Genomic DNA, 21,900 nt, shown 5'->3' with positions numbered 1-21,900 from the left:
CGGATGCGAGCGCGCGGATAGCTCCTGGGATGGAGCGCTTATTCAGAAGATGTACGTTAGACGGGAGCGGCGCTCACGCTTGAACCACATCAGGCTGCTCACGTTTTGACGCTATGCAGTTTCATCGCCTCGCGAAGGCCAATCAACCGGAATCAGCGCGCTACCGGACGCGCGGGTCCAGCGCTCTCGCGTGGCAGCGACATAGCGTGTGTCGTCAGCGAAATAGGCGTGCTCAATCAAAAGGACTTGCAGTCCCGTGCGCCGGGCGGTTTCCGCGAAGAGGAAGTCGATATGTCGCCGCATCGCCTGCACATCCTCGTCCTCGTCGCCGCCGGCGATCTCGGCCTCATCCTCTTCTTGCTCGCCGCTGGTTGGAAAATAAGGACGACTAATCTGGTCCAGCACAAGAAGCCCCGGAACCGGAGCCTCTACTGACTCGAAGTACCGTTGCAGAGCAAACGACAGTGCAATGTGAATGGCGAGATAATTTTGGTCCGATCCAATGTCCGACATGCGAAGGACGGCTCCGCTGTCCGCCTCGATCACCGCCACCCTCGGCTCACGGGATGAAAACTCAAGTTCCGATCCAACACACGGGGCAACCGTCGGGAGCATCGCAAACGCCTCTGACGCGAATTGCGATATTTTGCGCTCGGCCCGCTGCAGCCTAATCTTCTTTGCTTCGCGATCGACACGCGCCTCCAGCTCAGCGATTTCCGCGCGTAGGACGTCCAGGTCACGGGTGGTCTGGCGCGGTTCATCAACATTCGTCTCAAGAAAGAACGATATACGCCCCAGCAGATGCGCTCTAAGCTGGGCGAGATCGGCCAGATGGCGCGTCTCGTCTGTCTGCCGAAGCCATGTCTGGATTTGGTCATCAACCCGTCGAAGCTGCGTACTAAGCCCGCGGATCTGTTCTTCCAAAGTCCGGTCATGCTCGACAAGCCTTGGTTTAACCCGCTCCACTGCGGCGCTCTCGTCGCGCACCTTCGCTAGGATCGCCTGCAGGGCGTTCGCTGTAGTACGACCTCGCTCCGAAGGAGCTTCGCACACCGGACAGACCGCAGCGATCTCGTCAACTTGTAAATGCTCTGCCAGCTTGAGTTTTTCGCGCTGACGAGCGACCGCTCCCTGGAAGCCGGTGGCTTCACGAATCGCAGTCTGCGTTGCGCGCAGCTGCCTCCGCGTACCGTCCAGCTGGGATAAAATCTCGTGACGACGGCTGTGAAGCGCGCCTAGCTCACCTTCGGAAGGATAGCCATTCGCCTCAAGCTTGGTGTTGGCGACCGTCGTCAATTCCGACTATTCCTATGCGATGCGCCTCTGACAGAAGACTGATTGCCCGCTGCTTCAGCGCAGTCTCCGACGCGGCGCGTGATCGGGCCTTTATCTCCTCCCGATCCAGGGCGCGCTGCAACTGGCGCAGCCGCTGTTCATCCATCGCGGTCGTCTCGTCCGTGGCGCGCAGGAAATAGGGCATAGTGGCGACGATGTCGCGCGCCTTCTCAGCCTTGTCTAGCCCGTGTAGCAGGACCGTCTCGCTGTCGATTACCTCTTTAGTGACGAACAAATACGGTGTGACGTAGCGAACCGTGGCTCGGCCGCGACGAGTGGCACCAGGCTCGGCATCTTCAGGCACATCGCCGATGCCAAACACGCGCTCCATGAACGCTTTGGCTGCCTCGAGCGTAGTCGTCCCGTCAAACTCTTCCACGGCCGCCGGTAAAGGCAGATCGCGCCCCGAAGCGGCAAACATTCGGGTACTGGTTGCCTGTCCCACAGGGGGGACAACCCGGCCGATGATCATTTCGGCGTCGCCCGAAACCCACTTCACCCCAACGGCGACGCTGCGCCGACGGACATGGGCTGGCAGCTCGCAGTTGCTGGAGCCGAGACAATAATCGATAGCCTTGATCAGGGTGGACTTCCCCGTACCAGACGCGCCAGTAATGATATTGACAGCTCCAGGGGCCAGCGAAACCTCGCGGCGTTGGCCGGAAACGCCCAAAAAGAAAATGCTCGCTATGTTCCAGCGACTCATACCGCAAGCCCCATGATATTGAAAACCGCTCTCGTCGACCCAGCCACTGCGAACCAATGGCCGAGCCGTTCGGCATGCTTGATAGCTTGCGCTGGTTCGCCACTGAGCGATTTCGTCGCGCTCTTTTTCAGCTTACTTTGTCCTAGCTGTAGTCGTCCCCCTTCACTGAGTTTCAAGACCCGAGTAAAGCAGCCGAAGCGGATCGCCTCGGTGACAATATTCATTGAACCGTTGATGCGCGTTGACAGCCCTACCTCCACGCGCGGGTTCCGCTCCAACCACTGCAACAAGCCCGTGTTCTTATTGGTGTGGTTGAACGTACTTTCGAAATCGCCAGATAAGGCAAGCGGCAGCGCTAGATATGCGATCGGTAGCTCTGGTCCGTCCTCCTTGATCGAAACGTACGAGGTCACAAAGCCCGCGGCAACATAGGTGCAGAACGCCGGGTTCGTTTCGGCGAATACGTCGTGAGCGACCGTCATGCCTCGCCCTTCAACATTTCAGCGTAGTCAGGGTGCCAGCCCACGGTTAGATTGATGGCGAGCACTTGATAGCTGCCTCGTACGTAATAGGGGGCGGTCCAACCTTCAGCGATCGGCCGGACCGACAAGGGTGCGTCCTCATGCGTCCAGCGAAGGAGTTTTAAACCCTCTTCGCATTTCGTCTTACCTTCGCGCTCGGCGCACTCCTCGCACACCTGCATGTGACGATCAGACCAGTGTTCTTTAAGAACCAGATCGTATTCGTTGATCGTGGTCGCCATCGCCGAGTTCGCACTTATCCAACGCGCGCGCTGTTCTCGGGCCTTCCATTCCTCGCGAATCCCCTTCAGCAAGTCGGAACGCTTACCCTCCACAAGTTGGATTTGGCGAGCGAGCATGCCGTCTGGTTGATAGTCCTCTGGGTGAGTCGCCGTTTCAAACTCGGGGAGGAGCTTGCCTTGTTCTAGGTCACCAGCGATAGACATGATTTCAGCTTGCAGCTCTGTCCTGGCTATCGCCCGCTCACGTTTGCCGCAGAGCGAGTAGATTATCTGTCGATCCCACCACTCGATCAGGCGCTTGGCGACAAGTGGCCGCTGATCAACAGGGAGCAACTTTAGATGATCCGCGACTCGGCTCTCGATCTCATCGATGGTCGGACTTTTTTGCTGCACCTGCACTCGGCGCATAAGATTAAGACGCCCCGTATTCGAAAGACCCAAGAATGCTTCGCATCCGTCTGTTCGGATACTGTACGGTAGTGGCTTCGTTGCTTTCGCGGCCTGGGCCCTAGCGTCGATGACACGTTGCGCTTCATCGACCATCGCTGCCACAAGCTCGGATCGGTCAGCGTCGAGACTGGTCAGGGCTAGAAGTGGGCTATTTTGGGGAATCTCGCCAACGGCGACTAGATGCAACGTCGTGTCTGCAAGAGTGATCGTCGGCAGTAGATCGACCCAAACCTTGATAGTCCGCCAAAGCGCCCGCGCCTTCACCGTGATCGGCGGGGGGGTCTCGCTAATTGAGTGCTTCAGCTGATACAGCAGCGTGCGGCCGTCAGCATTCAGCTCAACATCATCGAGCCGCTCAACAGCCACAGCAGCGTCATCCGCGCTCTGGGCGACTAACGTTTCGAGCGCGAAGAACGTTTGATAGTAGAAGCCAAGTGCCGCAGCCTCAGCCGTATGCAGCTCGTTTTTCCTGCTCATGCTGATCGCGAATCACCGTTGATTTAACAAGGCTTGACTGCCGGTAATCCGAGAACAAGCCCTTTATCAAACCGCGTCAACTTGTGCACACCGATCCCCGAGGTCTGGGGATGGTTGCACTTTTACTTGCTCCGATGCAATGCAGCTGATGGATGAACCGTCGACGAAGGTTGCACTGCAGCGCTGATGCTGATGGACGGTAGCACGAGCTGGCTAAGTGCCGGCGAGGCGGCGGGCTTACGCCACCTTCCGATCAAGGGTTAACTGCCAAGCGATCACGTCGTCCTCATACCAGGCGATCCGTCGCGGCGCGATCTCACGGGCCTTCGGAAAGCGACCTTCTTCCATTTCCCGATAGATCGTCGAGCGGCTGAATGGCACGATTGCGAGCACCTGCTTCAGGTTTAGCATTTTGCGGGGCGTCTGGTTGTTGTCGTTCATGAGTTTCCTTTGAGCGATATAAAGGCTGAACAGCCTGTGAATAGGAGACCTGAGAGACGGCTGCGGCCCTTGTGATCGCCGTTATTCCGCGAATTGCGATCCCAGTACCTTCACTTCCCGGAGGTACCGCAGGGACCCTGGATGAATGATGACCTCGGATTCTTCGCGATCCTGAATGAGCGTGATGACGTCCCGTTTCCAGACCTTGGCTGTCATGACGACAGGGTCAGGCAATCGGATGCCACGATGGCCGCTCGCAAACGATTTTGCGATTTCAAGGTCGGTGGTCCAGGAAGTGGCATGCGCGCGGGACCGGTCACAGCCCCGATAGACGGTGATCCGGTCAGGAAGTTTTGAAAAGAATTCCTTCGCCTCCGGACTCATGAAGTCATGCGGCGATGAGTCCCCATAGTAAAAATGCCAAAAGGTGTTGAGCAAATCCTCTTGGAGGTCCCAAGTGTCGTCACAGTCGGACCAGCATTGATTGAAGACTCGCCAGAATGTTTCCGGGCCTGAAAAGGCCGTTAAGTTTATCATCGCTGACAGGCGGTTCGTGGAATTAACTCCAATCCCCCATAGGGTTTTTACGATCCGATCCGGATCATCGCCGATCTCACCCAAACTGCTAAAATAGTTGCGGATAGCTTCCATCCTGATTCCTTTCGTTGATGATTATTGTGATGCGTCGAATCGCGAGCAGTCCACGCGAACGAAGTGAAAACGCCTCCGGCTGGGTTGAGGGCGTTGCAAAATAGTCGGGTGGTCGGAGCAACTGAGGCCTCAGCAGGCGCCGCGCGCATATGCTTCATCGAGGTCGATGATATCGGTGGGGCTGGCCAGCCATTCCCTCAGCCAACGGGGCCCGGTTATCTCAGCAACAGAGACAGCCGGGATTTGCTCCAACGCGGCATGGAGTGCATCGATGGCCCCGTAAAGGCGCGGAGGATGCATTGATCTCATCTCAAATTGGTCTCCATCCATGGGCCGGGCAACCTGTTTTCCGTTGCGAACTTCGGTGATGTAGTCTCGATATGTCGTGTTCATCTGATCATCCTCTCGCGTGTTGATCGGAGACACTCTGGTGAAGGTGGCATTTGCTTACAAGGCGGTTGCATTCGCACGAATGCAAAGGAGAGCCATCAGAGCGAGGGTACGTCCGCCTCACAATGATGACTCGTCCTCCCGGTTCTATAGGATCGGGTTAGTCGTTAGGTGTATTCTGACTCACTGTCATGGGCGCGCCAGTTCATCGACTCGTCAACGCGGCGCTGGACCAGAGTTGCGAGCGCTTCCGGATCATGGCTATTGCCGTTGATGTGGATCGCGACAGAGCCGCCGACGCCACCACCAAAGCCCCCCTCATCGGGACGCCAGACTGCGGAGCGGCGGGAACATTCTTTACCGCGTCAACCGCTGACGGGACTTGGCCGATGGGATTGCCGCGACGAACCATCAGGTTCTTGTCCGCGTCGATCCAGTGTTCCCGAACCGCGTCACCATCGTTGCCGGCCAGCATCTTGATTTGCAGCCGGCCGTTGTGCATTCGGGTCTCGCCCGTCGCGAGGCCAACGTGACCACCGGGCTTATTGTAGCCGTAGCCGTTCGTCTGAAGCAGAACGTCGTTGCGCTTGACGTCGGGCGGGCTGACCGCGGAGCCCCACTTCTGGAAGCTGTTCGCCACCGCGCTGCCCGTCCCATTGCCTCCGGCCGCTTCCAATGCCTTATTAACGAAGCGAGCACACCAAGCATTCGACTTGCCGCGTACGTCACCGCCAAGGACTGCCGCCAACACCCGGTTGTCGGTGTACTCGTTTAAGCCCTTGTACTTTTCGGCCCATGCAACGGCATCGCCGCTGCCGGCCGAGCCACCGCCGGACAGCGCATTCATCTGCTTGCGCACGCCCGCGGGCCAGCCGCCGTTCAGTCGACGTGGATCATTCGCCGCGCCGACCGGTGCATAGCGCTCTCCCATCTTGTCGAGGTTGCCACCGGCCAGACGGTAGTTCTTTGCGACCACCTGGCCGGCCCTGCTGATGCCGGCATCGAGACTGGCGAATTGCATCTTTTTCGCCATGCCGGTTGCCGGGTCCATCAGACCCGCGACGTTGTTTCCAGACAGCACATGGCCGTTGCCGGTTTCGTGCGCGATCACACCGGCCAGCAGCGCAGGCGAGATGCCGTTGGCTCTGGCGGTCGCAACGACCTGATCGTACTTGCCAGCGAGTGCAGTACCGGCGAACTTCTTATCGAAGGCCGCCCGGCTCATGTCGTCAACGCTGCCGCCTCCACCGTTGAATGAGGGGATGTTGCTGCGCTTGATGATGCCAGATGACCCTATGCCGAAGTTCGGAAGGATGCCGCCCGGCGTTACGTTCTTCCACAGAGCATCGGGAGTGCCGACGCCGCTGACGAGACGGTTCATGTTGGTTGCTACGGCGGTGCCACCGCTCAGCCCACCGCGACTACGGGCGCTGAAGTCGGTGCTCGTGAGCGACGCGCGTTCGATCTTGCCGCCCAGCTTGTCGAAGCTGTCCGTGAGGTAGCTCGACCTGTGGACGTTGGCGGGATCGAAGCCTTCGCCTGACTGCTTCTGATACAGGTCTTTCTTGTGCTGACGCTGACGTTCGCGCCATTGGCTGGTCGTCTCTCCCGGCCGCTTCTTTGCGGAGTCGGGAATGCCGGCGTCGTTGTTCTCTGCCAGAAGCCAAGCGAGCAGGGCGGTGGTTCCAACTGGGTTGGCGCTGGCGGCACCCAGCAACGCCCGACCAGTGAGCAGACCGGCGATGCGGCTGATGATGGTCGCAAAGCCGGAGAGTACGGCGATGACCGGGGCAAGCAATCCGAGGGCGACGGACAAGCCAACAATCTGCCCGGCCAACTTACCCAGTACTTCGGCGCTGTTGCCGTCCTTGCCCATGGCAGTGGCGACGCCTTTGAGCATGGTGAGGACGGTATCGGAAATCGACTTGAGTCCACCAACGAAGCCCGACGCAAAGCCAATGATCCTGTCCACGTCGATCGACGATATTTTCGCGGCGATCTTGTCGAGTGCCTCGCCGATGTTGGCGACGCCGAAGGCCTTCTTCAGCCTCTCCACAAACTCTCTCGACTTCTCCCCGATCTTGCCGGAGGTGACGATGCTGGTATGCCTATCGAACCAATCCGACACCTCAATGAAGCTTTGCTCGAACCCGCTTCCGAATTTCTCCCATGCGAGGCCGAACATCGCCTTGATGCGGTCCCAGCGCTTCTGAAGTGAGTTAAGCTTCGTGCGGGAAAACGCAGACACCGCGTCGCTCTTTTGGTCGATTTCCTTCAAGGTCTCCCGTATTTGATCGGAGGCCTTGGCCATCTGCACCAGCTCATCGCGCCATTCCCGCATGCCGGCGAGGTTGGCGAATTTCGCCCGGGTCTGCTCGCTCATGTTCCGCATCTTCGAAAACATATCCAGCATGAACTCAGTCGGTGCAGCGGCCATCCTCTGAGCCATCTGCGCCCGGCCGCCATATCCGATCATCCGGGCAGCTTGATCCAGATCCTTCGCGCGCTGGCCGCGAGCGTTGCCGGCGTTTGCAAATTCGGAGGTCAAATAGCCGAGGAACGTACCGGCCTTGTTCGGCTGGAGGCCTGCCGAGATGCCGACCGACGTGAACGCGGAAAGATCGGTCTCCTTCATTTTTGTGGTGCTCAAAGCGGACAGGGCGCGCTTGTTCGCCTCTACCACTTCGTTCGGGTCTGCGGCGGTCGCAGCGGCGGCGACGGCAACAGAGGTCATCATCCGAGCCACGCGGGCGGGATCGGCGTTGCGGACATTGCCGTACAGCCCGGTCGCGGTCTTACCTGCCAGCTTCATCAGCTCGCCGATGTTCATTTCGAGCGCAGATGACGCTTCCAGGGCGTTCTCGGTGATCTTCTTCGCGGCAGAACCGTCAAAGCCTTGCTTCAACGCCTCGGTGTAGCCATCCAGCACAGCCGCTGCGGACTCTCCGAACCTAATGGCGACCTGATCCGACCAGTCACCGCGAAGTTTCTTCACCTCATCCGGTGACAGCCCACCGAAAATTTGCGCCTTGGTCTCAGCGACGTTGGCCTCCATCCGTTTCTTGAACGCGGATGCGACGCCGGAGATGGTGATGCCGCCGGCAATCAGCGCGGTGGTCGACGAGATGCCACGGGGAGACTTGCCGCGGCTGGCGGACCTCGCACCACGATCTACGCCGCGTTGCTCAGCCTGCTGGCGATTGAAGGTCTGGCGGTCGAGGCGGTCAAGCTCACGATGGAATGTCCGTGCATCACGCAGGCGAGCATCATAGGCGGTCTTCCATTCGGATCGATAAGACGCGGCGGCTTTGCGAGCATCATCAGTGGCCTTCTGCAACCCGGCAGAGAGGCTGTCGGGGAACAGTTTCGATTCTGAGACGCCGTTGATGGACTTGATGGCTGCCTCAAGCTTGCGGACGTTTTTGAGGAGCCCCGCGATGACCGGGCTGGCGGTGTCGCTCGCGGTCAATGAGGCATGGACACTGATGATCTCTGACATGTTTCTCTTACTTGTTGGCGCGCTGAGCGCGCGGATGGTGACCACCCGAAAGGGGTGGGGTCTTTTTCTTGGTGGGTGCCCTCTCGGAAAAGGGCCTTTTGGCGCTCGCTAGTAGGAAGGGGTCGGCCAACCGAGGGGTATGCCGCACAAAAAATCTCTCCTTCACCCCTCCCGCGCTTGCGAGCGCTGGGAAGCCTCACTGGTCTTGCATTGGCGAGGATGATGGTGGCCATGGTGCTCCGGCAGACGGTGAAGCGAGGCACGCCCTGGCCGCGGGCCGGTTGCCTGCCACCGTGACGAATAGTCAGCGTCGGATGCGGCCTATCGAGTCCATGGCGGCCACCGACCTGCATCTTCTCAGGGCAGGTTGCGTCACCTCCCCTTGGGGCTGGCTGACGGCGCCACGCGAGCGGGGGCGCGCTGATGGATGGCCTTCGATCCACCGAGCACCACCGGGGCCGTGCATCTCGGAGCCCTCGCCATGGCGCGCGGCCAGCCAGGAGGCGGGGCGGGCCACCGCGCGGCGCTTGCGTCAAAGGCCAAGAGCCTAGTTCACTTTGGGTATGTCCCAGCGGCACCACCTTGAAGGTTCTCGAAAGTAGTTCTTGAACTAGTCAAACAAGACTCTTATAAGAGAACTAGTCAAACGGAACTATCAGGGAGTCTCCAATGTTCGTGCGTGCATACTTGCGGGCCAGCACCAAGGATCAGGATGCCAACCGCGCGGAGGGGCAGCTGAAAGCATTCGCTGCGGAGCGCGGGCTGAAGATCGCGTCATGGTATCGCGAGAACGAGTCCGGCACGAAGTTGGATCGACCGGAATTGTTCAAGCTGCTTTCCGATGCTCAAGAGGGAGACGTTCTCTTAATCGAGCAAGTTGACCGGTTGAGCCGCCTCAACGAGTCCGATTGGAAGAAACTCAGGGCGGCGATCGATGCTAAGGGCGTCCGCATCGTCGCTCTTGACCTGCCAACGTCGTACCAACTCTTGAGGTCTACCGCGGATGGCTTCACTGGCCGCGTCTTGGAGGCTGTGAACGGCCTTTTGCTAGACCTGCTGGCCGCGACCGCACGGAAAGATTACGAAGACCGACGCCGCCGGGTAGCGCAAGGGGTTGCCAAGGCGCGGGTGGAAGGGAAGTTCAAAGGCCGTCCCGAAAACGTAGATCGAAATGCCGGTATCGAAGGCATGCTGGCCTCCGGCATGTCTTGGAGCGATATCCAGGCGGCGACTGGATGTGGCCGGGCCACGATCGCGAAGATTGTAAAGCGCCAGAAGGACCAGAAGGCTGCCTGATCATCGAAAACTGACGCAGGCATCGCCGCTCCGGAACGTCCGGGGCGGACATGCCGTTCCCGGGATATGCGGGTGGGCACGCGGCGTGTCTCGGTGCAGCGCCTCACACTTGTCACCGAGACCAACATATCCGACCGGACACGCGCCCGTGCGCTGGATGCGTTCCCGGCCATCACGGGTCGATGTTGGGTAGGTGCTTTCTGCTTTGGCTGGCAGCGGAAGGAACGGAGGCGCGGCAGCGAGAGCCAACGCGATGGTTGCGAGCAGCAGTCTCGCGAGTCTCAATATCACGACCGCGCCTCCGAAAGGACGACCGCTCCGGATTGGAGACGGGCAGCTGTCCTATCTTAACTGCTTAGCCAGTTGCAAGTTCAGCGAACTGCTCATCACGGGCGGGCGCCGTCAATGCGGCGATCTGCTCGGCAATCATCGCCCGCTCGGCCAGCGCGTCGGCAAGTTCGGCCTCCAACGCGCTAACGTCAATGCGTTGCAGCCGGTCGCGGACTGCCGCTACTCGCTGATCTGCATCGGCCTGACGCTTCCGAAGGTCGAAAAGTTGAAGACCGATGCCGCGTGCGGCCCGAACCTCGTCGCCGACCGTGAATTTTTCCGATCGCAACTGAGCGGCGGTCTGGCGGGCTAAAATTCCTGGTCTCATCAGTTATCGTCCTTACTTTGCTTTGGCGGCGCGCAGCCGCTCGATTTCGTGCATATGGGCGGCGGTGGTAGTGTCGGCGCCGTATCGTTGGCGAACGCTGTTCCAGTCGTCCGGCATCCGGGTTTGCTTCCGGCCGGCTTCAATCAGCCGCCTCATGTGAGCCGTCAGCGTCTCGCCTGATCGGCGCTCATCCGAGGTCGTCGCCGGCTTGTCGTCGGTCACTGGCGAGAACGCGGCCGGCATGGTGTTTCGGAGCGAGCGGACGAAATCGGCCGGCGAGATTGAGCCTCGACCGGGCATGTGGATCAGCCCTTGGCTGGTCATGGCTGCACCGGCGAGGTCGATGCCTGCCTGCCGTATGGCGTCCTGGTTGGGCTGGTGGCCCTGCCGGTTCGCTTCCTTCACGATCAGGCCTTCGAGGTCGTCGGTCATCACGCGGCCTCGTGTTCGCGGCGAAGGGTGGCGATCAGCGCGCGCCGCATCCAAGCGGATTTTCCGATCATCTCGGATGATGCCTGTTTTTCGATGGCGTCAGCGATGGAGACGGGCAAAACGACGCCAATGGTGCGGGTTGGCTCATAGCGAGCGCTGTTTAGATCGATCATGTTTCGATTCCTTGTCGCAAACGGATATCGGCCCGGCGCACCGCGTGAGCGGTCCAGGCGACTGTTGCGATCGTTTGGGGTAAGAATCACGAAGGCCGTCTCGGGGAGGATCACCACCGGACGGCCTTAGCGCATAGTAGGTACTTCCATACACTCATATGGCCCTTCTGTCAAATTCTGATTATCCGCAATTGCGGTATGAGCCAATGTCAGGGAATTACAGGGACTTTCAGATGCGCGATCAGCCCTACAAAACAAGGGGTGAAATGAGATTCCGCGTGCTTAATGTAAATGCCCTAAGGAGTCGGGATGTAAGCGCGAGCGATCGGAGGAGTAACGGGTGATTCCACGGACCTTTCCACAAGCCAATGGGCTGATCACGCTGGACGACGTACAGCGCCTGTAGAGTGCCCTTCATCTCGAAAGCTAGGTTGGTAACCCCATCTTGAAAGAACGCATGAGCACTCGATACCCGCAGCTTTTAGCGCCGGTCTTGCGGGGGTGGTCGCCACTTGCAGAAGCGCGGTTCGCTCGTTTGATCCTCACGAACGTCGAGCTTTGCGAGCGAACCGATCTTGCCGAACGCGGCGACGGTGTCAGGCCGGGTGGCGTGAACCATCTCGACAACGGCGGAAGGGTTCGCACCTTCCCCGAGCAAATAGCGAGCTGCGGCGAGCATCGGAGCGCGGGAAGCCGGCAGGGTTGACCCATCTGCCAGTGAGATTTCGAATCGGCCATGTCTGTCGTTAGCTTCGCGGACGATGATGCGGTGTCGGCTGGCGGCTGAAGCGCTGCCAACCGATCGTTCGATGGTCTTAGTCGTCATGTGTAATACCTTGGGGACGTGATGCGCTCTGGCGCACCGAAATTTGGCCGGTGATGATCTAGTGGCCAGTTACAGCCACACCGGTCACAGCTTCTGGAACTGCTGCCGACAATCCCTGGACCAAAGGCGTACAGCCGACCCTTCAGGCGTCTATGAGAGCGTCTCGAAGAGGGTCGGAAGAAGGTAATAAGAGAGTCGGCTGAACGGCGTTCAGCGTTTAGGTGCACGCCGCTCAGTGTTTCTTTGCACGCCGTTCACTGTTTAAGTGCACGGCGTTCGGTGTTTCCAGAGTCGGCATTTTGCTTCAAACCCTGAACGGGGCACAGGATTTAGAACGTCCCGTTCAGGGTTTTCACGGTCAGGAGTCTAGAACGGTTCGTCAGACTCATTCGGTAGCTTCTGATTCAGGCAGTCAGAGAGCGAGAGACTCTCTCCTTCAGTGAGATTTGCAACCGCGACCGCAAAACTGATCCCGTTCTTAGCGAATGCGTTCCACGCCGAATTCAGCATGGTCTGATCAACACGACGACCGCCCATTTCATGATACAAATTCGCGAGAGCGACAAACTGTTGCCTGCGCGACATTCCGTCAGCCGTTGCGATTGAGTCTCCGTCAGCTTCGTCGAGGAATGAGAAGGCCCCATACTCACCGGATATGTGCTGTGGCTTCCCAGATAAGAGTATCTGTTTTGCGTCGCCTCCGGATTTGTCGACGGCACCAAATTCGCGCCAAGCATTCAGGAAGTACCAGTTCGCCTTACTGCGACCGCCACCACTGTTGCGGGCCTTTCCATGGCGGTTCACGCGCAAGCGCCAGCGCTCAGGGATGGTCACCCCATTTTTCGTCACGCCGTCCTCAAGCGCAGTCAGATTGTCCCAGACCGCACGCTCTGTGCAGCCGCAATGCTCGGCGATGGTTTTGGGCAACGGATATGCCCAACCGAACTTTTGCGGTTCGTCGCCGTAACCTTCGTTCGTCTTATCGATCAGGCAATAGATGATGGACTTCATCATTTCGGCCAGTCCAGTATCGGCATTGACTGTGTTCCGGAACTTCATCTTGTTGCTGTTGGAAATCTGGATTCGGATTCCATCCGGCGACAAGATGATCGGCGCGTTGCTTTTTTTGTACTGCTGTGTCATTGTTTCGTTTCTGAATGCTAATCGAGACCTTTGAAGCCCTTGGCGCTGCAAACGCTGGGGCTTTTCTCTTTGCTGACGATGTCTTCGTTGCCGGCCTAGGCAGCTGTGCGGACGGCTTGCTCAAGTACTTCGCGCGCAAAATCGCTGCGAGATCGTCCCTGACTCTTCGAGACGCGGTCGATCTCAAGCTTAAGAGCCGCCGGCATCACAAAGCTGGTCGTGACGCCGTTCTCAAGTACGGGAGGGCGACCGCTTTTGGTTCTTTCCACTCGTTTTCTCCATGATTCAGACGCAAAAAAACCGCCGGGCGGATTGCCGGGCGGTTTGTACACGTCTGTTATGCTGCGTTTTTCAATAGCTGCATATGGCCAGAACGTCAATAGGTGCCCGGGCGACGCAAGACAAACGCGCCCGGTACTCCTATTCGCTAAGCGGCGGCCTGGATATCGTTCGTTTGTGCCGGTCGGTCACCAACGATGCGACGCAGTTCGGACAGATTCACAAGCTGCCGCTTTTCTTTCAGCATGTCGTACTTGTCGGTGAGGTCGCCGTTGACGTGATCCGAATATGCCTCGACGCCCGGACCCGCAACACCAGCACGACGTGCGACCGTAGCAGCCGTTAGCCGCAGATCATGCGCGGTGAGATGCGTCAAGCCGAGCAGCTCATCGCGCGATTGATTGGATAGCTCGTCGTAAAAAATGGGGCGTGGTTGGAGGCTGCCGCCGGTTTCTCCCGAGCGGCAACGTGAATTCCGTGACCTTGCGTGCTGTCGTCTGGCCCCCGGATCTTTGCCACAAACTACCTGGTGTCCCAGTCGACGGCGCGCTGGCTGATACGGCAGGAACAATGCCCCGCGGGCAGACTTGGACTCCATGGAGAAGATATGGCTGCCAATCATGTGTGCGCTACCTAGGTGTTGCTGGTGGCAGCAACGACAATCCTCATCGTCCATTCCGAGCTATGGCAAATAGCACGATGAGATGGCGGGCGCGGAGGGCGCTTTTCAGCTGAGTGGTGGTCTCTGTCAGGATTCCGAAGAGGGGTGCTGTACAACATGCGCCTGCTTCGCGGTCTCATTACCGAGTGACAGCTCCGCTTGCTCAAGCTGATCGGCCTCGGCGTGGTACTGCTCGGCCTCAGTGTACGCGATGCCGGCATGTCGCTGATGGAGTTGGAAAGGCGCTCCGCCTGGAGGGCCTGCTTCCTCAAACGGTCCGACTGTTTGCTCACAAATGAATTCCTACCCAATGACGTCAAAACGTCACCGGGCCGAATTTGTTCCGCCGGTAATAAAATCTTGGCACAAGATGTGCTTAAATTGGGCTACCGGGATTTTGCGCGTCACCCTCTCGGGGCTGGAAAGCCGCCGCCTGCGGTCATTTAAGCAGGCGGCGTTTTTGCTTCTGAATTGGAAAGCCCCAGCTCTGTGCAGTATCCAGAAGCGTTCGGCCAGATGGACCGGCCTAACCTGATTAAAATACCGCCGCCGCCTCTAATTTTCCGTTGAGGCTGCCGGCCTCGATTGACCCTCAGTTCTTGCTTTGTTCTATTGGGCAAGATCCCAGGGTTGGTCATGAACACACTCGAATATCTCCGCTCGGAAATCGAGCGTATGCGCTCGCAGATCAGCCGCCAGCGCAAGGAAATCCTTCAACTCCACCGGGCTGGGATAGGGACTGCTTCGGCGGAAGCTCTCCTGGCGCGGATGCAGGCGAAGGTCGATGAGCTCTCTATGCAGCGGGACGAGATGAAGAAGGCCGTGCCGCATGAGACCCGTGCGCGCGTTCTAGGAGGCAGGAAGTGGTAGCCGAGCGACCCAAATACTTTTCCGACATGCAGGACGCCCCTGACTTTTACTTTTCCGACATGCAGGACGCCCCTGACTTTCTGAAGTCGCTCGAACAGACGCGGCGTCTCTCGACCCGTGAAGGTTGGTGCAGGGCGCACATCGAGGCCATCCAGGTCGCGATTGACCAATACGCGGAGGCCGCATTCGGCAACCGGGAGTTCTTCCTCAACAAGCCGCACAGCATTGGGCCGAGCCGAAGCAGGAGCGAGATTCCCTAAACAGTCCGAGCGCCGTTCTCTTTTATCACATCCCGTCCGTGCGCTGTTCGAGAAGTGTTCTCAAAAATACAACCTGCAAAGGCGTTTGCAGTTGTAGGAGATGTTGGGGTGTATTCACGGATGGAACACGTCTCCCGCTTCTGAAGTTAAAGACTCGTTGAGTAACGTAGGTAGACTGCCCGCCGTTAGTCCCCCTGACGGCGGGCTTTTGTGAGTTATGTAAGTGGCGAAGCGTACCAGACCGGCGATGCCGGGCTTCATTAAGCCCCAGCTCGCCACCCTCAAGACGAAAGCTCCAGCGGGCGAGGACTGGATTCACGAAATCAAATACGACGGCTACCGCGTCCAATTCCATATCGACGGTGACACCCGCAAGGCATTCACCCGCAACGGTCACGATTGGATTAAGCGCTTCTCCGTCATTGCTGGCGCCTTCGACCTTCCATACCAGGCCATCATCGACGGAGAGGTCGTCGTGGTCCATGAGGGGCGCACTAACTTCTCCGAACTCCAGGCCGAACTTGCAGGACGCCGTCAGGATCGTTTCCAGTATTACGCCTTCGATCTCCTATGGCTGGATGGTCAGGACCTTCGGAAGACCTCGCAGCTTGCGCGGAAAGAGCTGCTGAAGGAGTTATTCGAGACCCGCGGCATAGAACCGCCGGCTCTCTACAGCGAGCACGCCGAAGGTGATGGGCAGGAGCTATTCGAGGCCGCAGCACAGTTGAACTTCGAAGGCATCATCTCCAAGCGCGTTGACGCCCCGTACCGATCGGAGCGGACTGAAGCCTGGTGGAAGGTGAAGACCGTCCAGCGCGAGAAATTTCCCGTGGTTGGCTTCATCAAAGATCCCACTGGAGTCGCCGCCCTCTACCTCGGCAAGAAGGAAGGCAAGAAGCTGGTCTACATGGGCAAGGTCGGGACCGGCTGGAGCCGAACGACCTCAGCCCAAATTCGCAAGACACTGGATACGGTCGTCAGGCCAAAGCAGAAGCTCACCAAACCGATTAAGAAGCCCAAGGCCACCTGGGTCGAACCGAAGTTCTTTGCTGAGGTCGAATATCGCGACATAACCTCCGAGGGGCTGCTACGAGCCAGCTCCTTCAAAGGTCTGAGCAAAGGAACGCGCGGTTCCTGACGGCGTTTTAAGTTAATCGGCCGTACGTTGAGTATGCGGCTCGGCCGGAAGCGCGCGGTATGCTTGCGTTCTCAGGAGCAAGGTCCGCGCGCTTTTATCAATGGAGGGCTGGCGTGGATAACGACGAGCGTGCGTCGCTGCACTTCCTGATTGATCTGGGGGTAGCGCTCTCGATTGCCGGGCTTAGTCGTGTGGGACTTATGCAGACGAAGTCCCGCGCGGCAAGCTCGAGTTCGAGATCGGTTACAGTCGGGGCCCTCGGGCGCTACCTTGGCGACGGCCAGCAGGCAGAGTTTGAGCGCAGTACATATGGCGTGAAGTCGGCGTCCTCATAAGAAAGGGCCGCCTTGCGACGGCCCCATCCGAAGTCTGAGCATTCCAGTCAAAAAATACGTGTGACAAAGCCAGCCCCGGGAATGAAAACAGCTAAGGATACAAACCCCACGCCCGGTTGGGTCGGAATGAAAGCAGCGGTTTGTTTCAGGAGTATTTCGTCGCCAAGCAAATCGTCATTCCGCAAGGGGAACTGGTCATGCGGCGCCGCGCAGCGGCAGTGAGAGCTGAACGTTGAACGCCTTCGTCGAGTTCTCTGCAATGAAGGCCTGCAAGGCTGCAGAGACTTCGTCGCTTGTATCGATGGCGCGTTGAGCGACGGCGTCGGCGACATCCGAGGTCGCGTCTCTGGACCACCCCTCGATCGCGTTGAAGGCCACGATGCGGACGGGATAGGTGTACTCGCCGGAGAGAATGAGGCGGATCACTGTCTCGAGGTCTGTCTCAGCCTCGTCGGTCTCGCGCCAGGCGCAGCCGGCCCGCGCTCCGAAATCTTCAAGAACCAGATAGACGTCGCGGTCGAGGCGATCGGTCGGTACGATCGAGGGCGAGGAACGCATACGCAAACTCCACAGACAGCGCAGTTCAATCGCGGTAGTAAGCCGATCGTTCCTCCCTGGACGGCCTGTGGATGTCGCGAGCCGTCCTTGTCGATCTCGACCTTAAAGCCATCGGGCATGCGGGGCATTTCGCCCTCAGTTGGGGATTTCAAGCCGGGCAGGGCGCACCGGCGCTGCCATAGGGGCGAGCGCGCGGGCCGTCCCAAGGGCAATCCGTGTTCGCAAGCCCGGCCGGTGTCGTCGCAGGTGACACCTGTCATGAGAGTAGCTTCGCCGGAGAGACGGCCCCGGTTGGGGGCTGGGGGACAGGTAGCCAGGGGGCGCTCCGCCGGCATCGGCGGCGATAGCGGCAGACCTTAACCTACGACGAAATTCCACGTTCCACTGCGGGGCGCAGCGTTGCATAGTTTTCCCATTGCTTGCCTACGTTTTCCAATGGGGTTTTTACCATGTCGAACAGTACCGAAGATCTGCAGATGCTGCGCTTGATCAGGGCATTTCAAAAGCTGGCCGACCAGGACACACGGCGCATGGTCCTTTTGTACGTCGAGGAGCAGGTGCAGAAGCAGCAAGCCGAGCCAACGGGCGAGCGCCTAACCAAGTCATCGCCTGGCGCCGGCAACAGCACAACCGTAGATTCGTAGTCATCGGCCGGCAGACATGCAAAGCTAAGGCATATTGCGTCTCGGAGGGAAAACCCGATGCGCCTTGCATTGCCTTATCTAGGAATTGGTCTCTGCGCGTCGCTGGCGGCGTGGATGTCGGTGATGTTGTTCTATTGAAGTCGGTCTGCCCAAGTTCGGAGATGCGGGCCCCCCTTAACGGTCTAGCCGGGAGGATCGTTTCCCTTCGGCTCTTGCAAGAATTTTGGCATTTGCCCCCGCGCTTCGCGATCACGCGGGGCGGGGCGCTCGGACGGATCGCGGCCAAGCTTGGACTGTAGCTCGACGAGGTCGGTGAAGACGTCGGCCTGGCGGCGCAGCTCGTCGGCGATCATCGGAGGCTGGCTCGCGATCGTGGAGATCACGGTGACCCGCACGCCGCGGCGCTGGACGGCCTCGACCAGCGAGCGGAAGTCGCCGTCACCCGAGAACAGCACCATCTGCTCGATGTGCTCGGCCAGCTCCATGGCATCGACCGCGAGCTCGATGTCCATGTTGCCCTTGACCTTGCGGCGGCCGGAGGCGTCGATGAATTCCTTGGTCGCCTTGGTGACGACGGTGTAGCCGTTGTAATCCAGCCAGTCGATCAGCGGGCGGATCGAGGAGTATTCCTGATCCTCGATGATGGCGGTGTAGTAGAACGCCCGCAACAACGTTCCGCGGCTCTGAAATTCCCTCAGCAGGCGCTTGTAATCGATGTCGAAGCCGAGAGTTTTCGCCGTCGCGTAAAGATTGGCCCCATCGATGAAGAGCGCGATCTTGTCGGTAGAGGAAGGTGACATTCGGTTTACGCTTTCGGTGGAGCAAGTTCGGCTCAAGCCGGAAGCATCGCGGATTAGCAGCGGATATGTCGGTCGCGTTCTAGTAGGGCCAAATGCTTTAAGCTTCAACTAGTTTCGAGAGGTGTCCGACCTTGAAACTCTGACATGGCGGAAAGTTGTCTGTCAAATTTGTAACGTATCCTGCCAATTTCCGGGGACCGTTGACGATTTTGCTCTCTTTGATCTTTCGATTTATAGGCGCGGCCGCGGCTGGCGATAGTCCGCAATAGACCGGTCAGGAAATCCTCTTCTCACTGGGAACGGGCGCGGCAGTACTGCTGCAAAATACATAGAAGGGCGGTGTTTCAATTGATGTTGACTGCTCCGTATCGAAATCGAATTTCCGAGGCAATGAGCATCGATTTAATTTCGAGGTTGCTTCATTAGCGTCGATGCTAACGAGACGCCATCGTAACAACGGAGGCAGTAGGTGGCGAAGAGAGCGAAGAGCTCAAATCTCGGAAGGCTTCTTCGGCAGCGGATATCAAATTGATCAAAGCCCATCCTAAATCCCGTACACCGGTTTCAAAATCTTCGAAGATGATGAAGCGCAGCGAAGGGTCATTGAGGCAAAACGCATTTCGCTCGGCATCGGGCTTGGGGCATCTGCTAACTGTTCACAAGGCCGCAGGAACCAATTAGGTTTGCTCTAGTTGGCGGATTCTTATCCAAAGGAGGTATCGATGGATTGGAATCGTGTGGAAGGCAATTGGAAGGAAATGAAGGGCAAGGTCAAAGAGCAATGGGGCAAGCTTACTGACGATGATCTCGACGTCATTGCAGGAAAGCAAGATCAGCTCGAAGGCCGCCTACAACAGCGCTACGGTTACGCAAGGGACCAGGCGCAGAAGGAAGTAAACAGTTGGTACGGTCGCCAGAAGTGGTGACCAGCACAATGGGCTCTGCTTAGGCAGGGCCCTTTTGTTTAAGTGCGATCAAGTCTCGAGGAGTGGTCATGTCTGGTCCAACCGAGGAAGAGATCCGTACCAAGGCTTATCAGCTATGGAAGGATACTGGCGAACCGGCGTGCAAAATGGATAGGTTCTGGTACCAAGCTGAGACGATCTACTCAAAGAGCGTACGGAGCTGGGTGATCCGCCGCCAGGAAGGACCGACAACTTGCCGATCTAAGGCGCGTACTCGCAATGTGAGATGTCCGCTTCTAGAGAGTAAAGCTGACTTGAGTAGGCGACACCGGCCATTTTGTCTTTTGACCAGTAGCCGACCTGTCGGGCGCCTTCTTCCTAGGAGCCGGGGCAGCGTCACTGACCAAGCGTAACAGGCACTTCTGCTGTTGGCCCGAAGGGGAAGACCGCCATTGTGTCCGGCACGTCGGCAGTCTGGGCCAGACCGGACATCAGGAAGGCGGGGGCAAATTGACACGAATGACCCAAAACTGAAGTCGGCTGGCCAGGTTTTCTCAAGCGCGCGCCCGCCACAGCGTAACTGCAAGCAATATATAGGCAGCACAAGTCCACAGCGACTGCCAATTGTCCGGCCCTTCGCTAAGCACCGCATAGATGGCTGCCACCGAGAATACGCCGGCAAATGTCGCTTCCGCCATGGGGCGGATTCCTTTCTTGGAGCGATTGAGCTGCGTCATAGCCGCAAATGGGACCGCCGCCATAGTGAGGGCCGCAAAAGGAAAATCCTTTTCGCGCGGGTCAAACATAAAGCCCAGCGCGGTCTCCGTGCCGATCACGATGGTTACGATCAAGATCCATCCGTGCATGATCGCCAGCCCCGATGGGATCCGGAAGTCCTTCGGACCCAGCAATTCCAGAAATGTGGGCGGTGCGCGCCCTGACATCAGGGCGTTGGCGCCGAACAGCGGCGAGGCAGTTGCCGCCACCAGAAGTGTGCCCCACAGAAGCCAGCTGCCCGCGTCGTAGCTTTCATAGAGCATCTTTTGAGCGGCCACCCCAAACAGGACTCCGGCGGTGGTTGCCGATATTCCGACCGCAAACCATGAGACGAGCCGGGGCTGCGAGAGCTTCCGGCGCGAGGTCAGCCATGCAGCGCCGAACACCAGGATCGCCAGCGCCATTCCGCTGCTCATTTGCAGTTTCCAGAGCGGATAATTGCTGACGGGGATGCCGGGCGGATATTTCAGCGTGCGCTGCGCGGAATCGAATAAGCCCCACGATCCGCCGACGGTGCCCTCGAACTCATGCTTCCACAATTCATCATACGCCTCGAACAGGTTGACGCGGAAATTCTCGCGCCGGGCAACATCGAGGATCTCCGAGATCACCCGCGCCTGATTGGTGCGCGACGGTAGCGCCGAACCGCGCATCCGCCCTTCGCTCGGCCAACCTGTTTCTCCGATCAGGATTTCCTTGCCCGGAAACGCCGACGCCACCTGCTTTCGGACGGCGTCGACGTGAGCAGCGGCAGATTTCGCCGGGACCGGGACGTTTTCCCAATATGGCAGGATATGAACAGCGACGAAGTCGACGGCGTCATCGAGTTCCCGATAGCGCAGCCAGTACTCCCAGACGTCGGAATAGGTGACGGGGACCGGCACTTGTGCCTTGACCGAGCGGATTAAGGCAGCAAGGTCAGAAGGCGTCATCTTCCGATGCAACAGAACCTCGTTGCCCACAACGAGTGCGGTGATGGTTCCTGGATATTGCTGGGCGAGGCGTATGCCCGTCGATATCTGTGCCGCGTTCTTCTGTCGGTCCCGATCGAGCCAGATTCCCTGAATGACTTTCAGCCCCACCTTGGACGCAAGTTCGGGGATCTGATCCAGACCAAGATCAGTCGCATAGGTACGGATACAGTCGGTTATTTTGGCAAGCTGGGCGAGATCTTCCGCGATCTGGTCCCGCGGCACTGGTGTAGGCGACTCTGACGTTTGGTTGTTGCGGAAGGGCGCGTAGGATATGCATTGCAGTTTGGCATTCGGATCGATCGGTGCGCGCGCCAAGTTGATCGGTATGGCCAGCCACCACCACGCCACGGCGATCGCACCTAGGGATATGATGAGAAGCGCCAGAGGCGTGCGAAGCGAAATAGTTCGACCCTCCAACCTGGAGATCGTCGGTGAACCGGCATACTGTCGTGACCCGAC

General features: G+C 58.6%; 24 protein-coding genes. 7 read left to right on the top strand and 17 right to left on the bottom strand.

Features of this window, described 5'->3' with window-relative positions:
* Nucleotides 1–111 precede the first annotated feature (111 nt).
* From IVB18_RS28485 to IVB18_RS28450, 8 genes are all read right to left on the bottom strand, one after another.
* A complete protein-coding gene (locus IVB18_RS28485; RefSeq protein WP_247983720.1) occupies nucleotides 112–1,296 on the bottom strand; it encodes a DUF3732 domain-containing protein in 1,185 nt (394 codons plus the stop codon).
* Entirely contained in the window at nucleotides 1,268–2,041 is a 774-nt protein-coding gene (locus IVB18_RS28480; protein WP_247983719.1) for an AAA family ATPase, read from the bottom strand. The genes IVB18_RS28485 and IVB18_RS28480 overlap by 29 nt, the downstream gene beginning before the upstream one ends.
* Entirely contained in the window at nucleotides 2,038–2,523 is a 486-nt protein-coding gene (locus tag IVB18_RS28475) for a three component ABC system middle component (protein WP_247983718.1), read from the bottom strand. The genes IVB18_RS28480 and IVB18_RS28475 overlap by 4 nt, the downstream gene beginning before the upstream one ends.
* Complete coding sequence (locus IVB18_RS28470) at nucleotides 2,520–3,731, bottom strand: ABC-three component system protein (RefSeq protein WP_247983717.1); 1,212 nt, start codon at nucleotides 3,729–3,731, stop codon at nucleotides 2,520–2,522. The genes IVB18_RS28475 and IVB18_RS28470 overlap by 4 nt, the downstream gene beginning before the upstream one ends.
* A gap of 237 nt (nucleotides 3,732–3,968) precedes the next feature.
* A complete protein-coding gene (locus IVB18_RS28465; RefSeq protein WP_247983716.1) occupies nucleotides 3,969–4,172 on the bottom strand; it encodes an AlpA family phage regulatory protein in 204 nt (67 codons plus the stop codon).
* 81 nt (nucleotides 4,173–4,253) lie between these two features.
* Nucleotides 4,254–4,823: a hypothetical protein gene (locus tag IVB18_RS28460; RefSeq protein ID WP_247983715.1), complete on the bottom strand. Its 570-nt coding sequence runs from the start codon at nucleotides 4,821–4,823 to the stop codon at nucleotides 4,254–4,256.
* 129 nt (nucleotides 4,824–4,952) lie between these two features.
* Nucleotides 4,953–5,216, bottom strand: a complete 264-nt coding sequence (locus IVB18_RS28455) for a hypothetical protein (RefSeq protein ID WP_247983714.1) — start codon at nucleotides 5,214–5,216, stop codon at nucleotides 4,953–4,955.
* 202 nt (nucleotides 5,217–5,418) lie between these two features.
* A complete protein-coding gene (locus IVB18_RS28450; protein WP_247983713.1) occupies nucleotides 5,419–8,712 on the bottom strand; it encodes a phage tail tape measure protein in 3,294 nt (1,097 codons plus the stop codon).
* Nucleotides 8,713–9,381: 669 nt separating this feature from the next.
* On the opposite strand from IVB18_RS28450, the gene IVB18_RS28445 reads away from it, so the two are divergent.
* The gene (locus IVB18_RS28445; RefSeq protein ID WP_247983712.1) at nucleotides 9,382–10,008 is read left to right on the top strand and encodes a recombinase family protein; all 627 of its coding nucleotides are present in this window, start codon (nucleotides 9,382–9,384) and stop codon (nucleotides 10,006–10,008) included.
* A gap of 355 nt (nucleotides 10,009–10,363) precedes the next feature.
* On the opposite strand, the gene IVB18_RS28440 is transcribed toward IVB18_RS28445, so the two are convergent.
* The 6 genes from IVB18_RS28440 to IVB18_RS28415 form a co-directional block, all read right to left on the bottom strand.
* On the bottom strand, nucleotides 10,364–10,666 hold the full coding sequence (locus IVB18_RS28440; protein ID WP_247983711.1) for a hypothetical protein: 303 nt from the start codon (nucleotides 10,664–10,666) through the stop codon (nucleotides 10,364–10,366).
* A gap of 12 nt (nucleotides 10,667–10,678) precedes the next feature.
* On the bottom strand, nucleotides 10,679–11,098 hold the full coding sequence (locus IVB18_RS28435; protein WP_247983710.1) for a hypothetical protein: 420 nt from the start codon (nucleotides 11,096–11,098) through the stop codon (nucleotides 10,679–10,681).
* A complete protein-coding gene (locus IVB18_RS28430) occupies nucleotides 11,098–11,271 on the bottom strand; it encodes a hypothetical protein (RefSeq protein ID WP_247983709.1) in 174 nt (57 codons plus the stop codon). The genes IVB18_RS28435 and IVB18_RS28430 overlap by 1 nt, the downstream gene beginning before the upstream one ends.
* A gap of 481 nt (nucleotides 11,272–11,752) precedes the next feature.
* Nucleotides 11,753–12,097: a hypothetical protein gene (locus tag IVB18_RS28425; RefSeq protein ID WP_247983708.1), complete on the bottom strand. Its 345-nt coding sequence runs from the start codon at nucleotides 12,095–12,097 to the stop codon at nucleotides 11,753–11,755.
* Between the two features lie 366 nt (nucleotides 12,098–12,463).
* A complete protein-coding gene (locus tag IVB18_RS28420) occupies nucleotides 12,464–13,240 on the bottom strand; it encodes a hypothetical protein (RefSeq protein ID WP_247983707.1) in 777 nt (258 codons plus the stop codon).
* A 427-nt stretch (nucleotides 13,241–13,667) separates the two neighbouring features.
* A complete protein-coding gene (locus IVB18_RS28415) occupies nucleotides 13,668–14,141 on the bottom strand; it encodes a hypothetical protein (RefSeq protein ID WP_247983706.1) in 474 nt (157 codons plus the stop codon).
* 198 nt (nucleotides 14,142–14,339) lie between these two features.
* On the opposite strand from IVB18_RS28415, the gene IVB18_RS28410 reads away from it, so the two are divergent.
* The 4 genes from IVB18_RS28410 (at nucleotide 14,340) to ligD (ending at nucleotide 16,448) form a co-directional block, all read left to right on the top strand.
* Complete coding sequence (locus IVB18_RS28410) at nucleotides 14,340–14,627, top strand: hypothetical protein (RefSeq protein WP_247983705.1); 288 nt, start codon at nucleotides 14,340–14,342, stop codon at nucleotides 14,625–14,627.
* A gap of 189 nt (nucleotides 14,628–14,816) precedes the next feature.
* Nucleotides 14,817–15,050: a hypothetical protein gene (locus IVB18_RS28405; protein ID WP_247983704.1), complete on the top strand. Its 234-nt coding sequence runs from the start codon at nucleotides 14,817–14,819 to the stop codon at nucleotides 15,048–15,050.
* A 26-nt stretch (nucleotides 15,051–15,076) separates the two neighbouring features.
* Nucleotides 15,077–15,310, top strand: coding sequence for a hypothetical protein (locus tag IVB18_RS28400; protein WP_247991758.1), 234 nt, complete (start codon nucleotides 15,077–15,079; stop codon nucleotides 15,308–15,310).
* A gap of 223 nt (nucleotides 15,311–15,533) precedes the next feature.
* Nucleotides 15,534–16,448, top strand: coding sequence for a non-homologous end-joining DNA ligase (gene ligD, locus IVB18_RS28395; RefSeq protein WP_247983703.1), 915 nt, complete (start codon nucleotides 15,534–15,536; stop codon nucleotides 16,446–16,448).
* Nucleotides 16,449–16,978: 530 nt separating this feature from the next.
* On the opposite strand, the gene IVB18_RS28390 is transcribed toward ligD, so the two are convergent.
* Entirely contained in the window at nucleotides 16,979–17,341 is a 363-nt protein-coding gene (locus IVB18_RS28390) for a hypothetical protein (protein WP_247983702.1), read from the bottom strand.
* Nucleotides 17,342–17,790: 449 nt separating this feature from the next.
* Here IVB18_RS28390 and IVB18_RS28385 point away from each other — a divergent pair, with 449 nt between their 5' ends.
* Nucleotides 17,791–17,985 carry a hypothetical protein gene (locus IVB18_RS28385; RefSeq protein ID WP_247983701.1) on the top strand — a complete coding sequence of 65 codons (195 nt, stop codon included), beginning with the start codon at nucleotides 17,791–17,793 and terminating at the stop codon, nucleotides 17,983–17,985.
* A gap of 182 nt (nucleotides 17,986–18,167) precedes the next feature.
* Here the strand turns inward: IVB18_RS28385 and IVB18_RS28380 are convergent, their stop codons facing one another.
* Nucleotides 18,168–18,785 carry an NYN domain-containing protein gene (locus IVB18_RS28380; protein WP_247983700.1) on the bottom strand — a complete coding sequence of 206 codons (618 nt, stop codon included), beginning with the start codon at nucleotides 18,783–18,785 and terminating at the stop codon, nucleotides 18,168–18,170.
* 722 nt (nucleotides 18,786–19,507) lie between these two features.
* Between IVB18_RS28380 and IVB18_RS28375 the strand changes: the two genes are divergently transcribed.
* Nucleotides 19,508–19,711 carry a CsbD family protein gene (locus IVB18_RS28375; protein WP_247983699.1) on the top strand — a complete coding sequence of 68 codons (204 nt, stop codon included), beginning with the start codon at nucleotides 19,508–19,510 and terminating at the stop codon, nucleotides 19,709–19,711.
* A gap of 533 nt (nucleotides 19,712–20,244) precedes the next feature.
* Here the strand turns inward: IVB18_RS28375 and IVB18_RS28365 are convergent.
* Nucleotides 20,245–21,789 carry a glycosyl hydrolase family 17 protein gene (locus IVB18_RS28365; RefSeq protein ID WP_247983697.1) on the bottom strand — a complete coding sequence of 515 codons (1,545 nt, stop codon included), beginning with the start codon at nucleotides 21,787–21,789 and terminating at the stop codon, nucleotides 20,245–20,247.
* Between the last annotated feature and the right edge of the window lie 111 nt (nucleotides 21,790–21,900).

Origin of the sequence: Bradyrhizobium sp. 186 (assembly GCF_023101685.1) — a bacterium.
GTDB lineage: Bacteria > Pseudomonadota > Alphaproteobacteria > Rhizobiales > Xanthobacteraceae > Bradyrhizobium.
The sequence above is the reverse complement of the archived record's forward strand: the minus strand, read 5'-3'. Positions and strand labels throughout refer to the sequence as shown.

What these genes read in the sequence shown, in the direction of transcription:
- IVB18_RS28475 (WP_247983718.1), bottom strand. Translation starts at nt 2,523, where the DNA reads ATGACGGTCGCTCACGACGTATTCGCCGAAACGAACCCGGCGTTCTGC.
- IVB18_RS28440 (WP_247983711.1), bottom strand. Translation starts at nt 10,666, where the DNA reads ATGAGACCAGGAATTTTAGCCCGCCAGACCGCCGCTCAGTTGCGATCG.
- IVB18_RS28480 (WP_247983719.1), bottom strand. Translation starts at nt 2,041, where the DNA reads ATGAGTCGCTGGAACATAGCGAGCATTTTCTTTTTGGGCGTTTCCGGC.
- IVB18_RS28375 (WP_247983699.1), top strand. Translation starts at nt 19,508, where the DNA reads ATGGATTGGAATCGTGTGGAAGGCAATTGGAAGGAAATGAAGGGCAAG.
- IVB18_RS28460 (WP_247983715.1), bottom strand. Translation starts at nt 4,823, where the DNA reads ATGGAAGCTATCCGCAACTATTTTAGCAGTTTGGGTGAGATCGGCGAT.
- IVB18_RS28435 (WP_247983710.1), bottom strand. Translation starts at nt 11,098, where the DNA reads ATGACCGACGACCTCGAAGGCCTGATCGTGAAGGAAGCGAACCGGCAG.
- IVB18_RS28450 (WP_247983713.1), bottom strand. Translation starts at nt 8,712, where the DNA reads ATGTCAGAGATCATCAGTGTCCATGCCTCATTGACCGCGAGCGACACC.
- IVB18_RS28425 (WP_247983708.1), bottom strand. Translation starts at nt 12,097, where the DNA reads ATGACGACTAAGACCATCGAACGATCGGTTGGCAGCGCTTCAGCCGCC.
- IVB18_RS28415 (WP_247983706.1), bottom strand. Translation starts at nt 14,141, where the DNA reads ATGATTGGCAGCCATATCTTCTCCATGGAGTCCAAGTCTGCCCGCGGG.
- IVB18_RS28390 (WP_247983702.1), bottom strand. Translation starts at nt 17,341, where the DNA reads ATGCGTTCCTCGCCCTCGATCGTACCGACCGATCGCCTCGACCGCGAC.
- IVB18_RS28420 (WP_247983707.1), bottom strand. Translation starts at nt 13,240, where the DNA reads ATGACACAGCAGTACAAAAAAAGCAACGCGCCGATCATCTTGTCGCCG.
- IVB18_RS28455 (WP_247983714.1), bottom strand. Translation starts at nt 5,216, where the DNA reads ATGAACACGACATATCGAGACTACATCACCGAAGTTCGCAACGGAAAA.
- IVB18_RS28385 (WP_247983701.1), top strand. Translation starts at nt 17,791, where the DNA reads ATGTCGAACAGTACCGAAGATCTGCAGATGCTGCGCTTGATCAGGGCA.
- IVB18_RS28405 (WP_247983704.1), top strand. Translation starts at nt 14,817, where the DNA reads ATGAACACACTCGAATATCTCCGCTCGGAAATCGAGCGTATGCGCTCG.
- IVB18_RS28380 (WP_247983700.1), bottom strand. Translation starts at nt 18,785, where the DNA reads ATGTCACCTTCCTCTACCGACAAGATCGCGCTCTTCATCGATGGGGCC.
- IVB18_RS28465 (WP_247983716.1), bottom strand. Translation starts at nt 4,172, where the DNA reads ATGAACGACAACAACCAGACGCCCCGCAAAATGCTAAACCTGAAGCAG.
- IVB18_RS28430 (WP_247983709.1), bottom strand. Translation starts at nt 11,271, where the DNA reads ATGATCGATCTAAACAGCGCTCGCTATGAGCCAACCCGCACCATTGGC.
- IVB18_RS28470 (WP_247983717.1), bottom strand. Translation starts at nt 3,731, where the DNA reads ATGAGCAGGAAAAACGAGCTGCATACGGCTGAGGCTGCGGCACTTGGC.
- IVB18_RS28400 (WP_247991758.1), top strand. Translation starts at nt 15,077, where the DNA reads ATGCAGGACGCCCCTGACTTTTACTTTTCCGACATGCAGGACGCCCCT.
- IVB18_RS28445 (WP_247983712.1), top strand. Translation starts at nt 9,382, where the DNA reads ATGTTCGTGCGTGCATACTTGCGGGCCAGCACCAAGGATCAGGATGCC.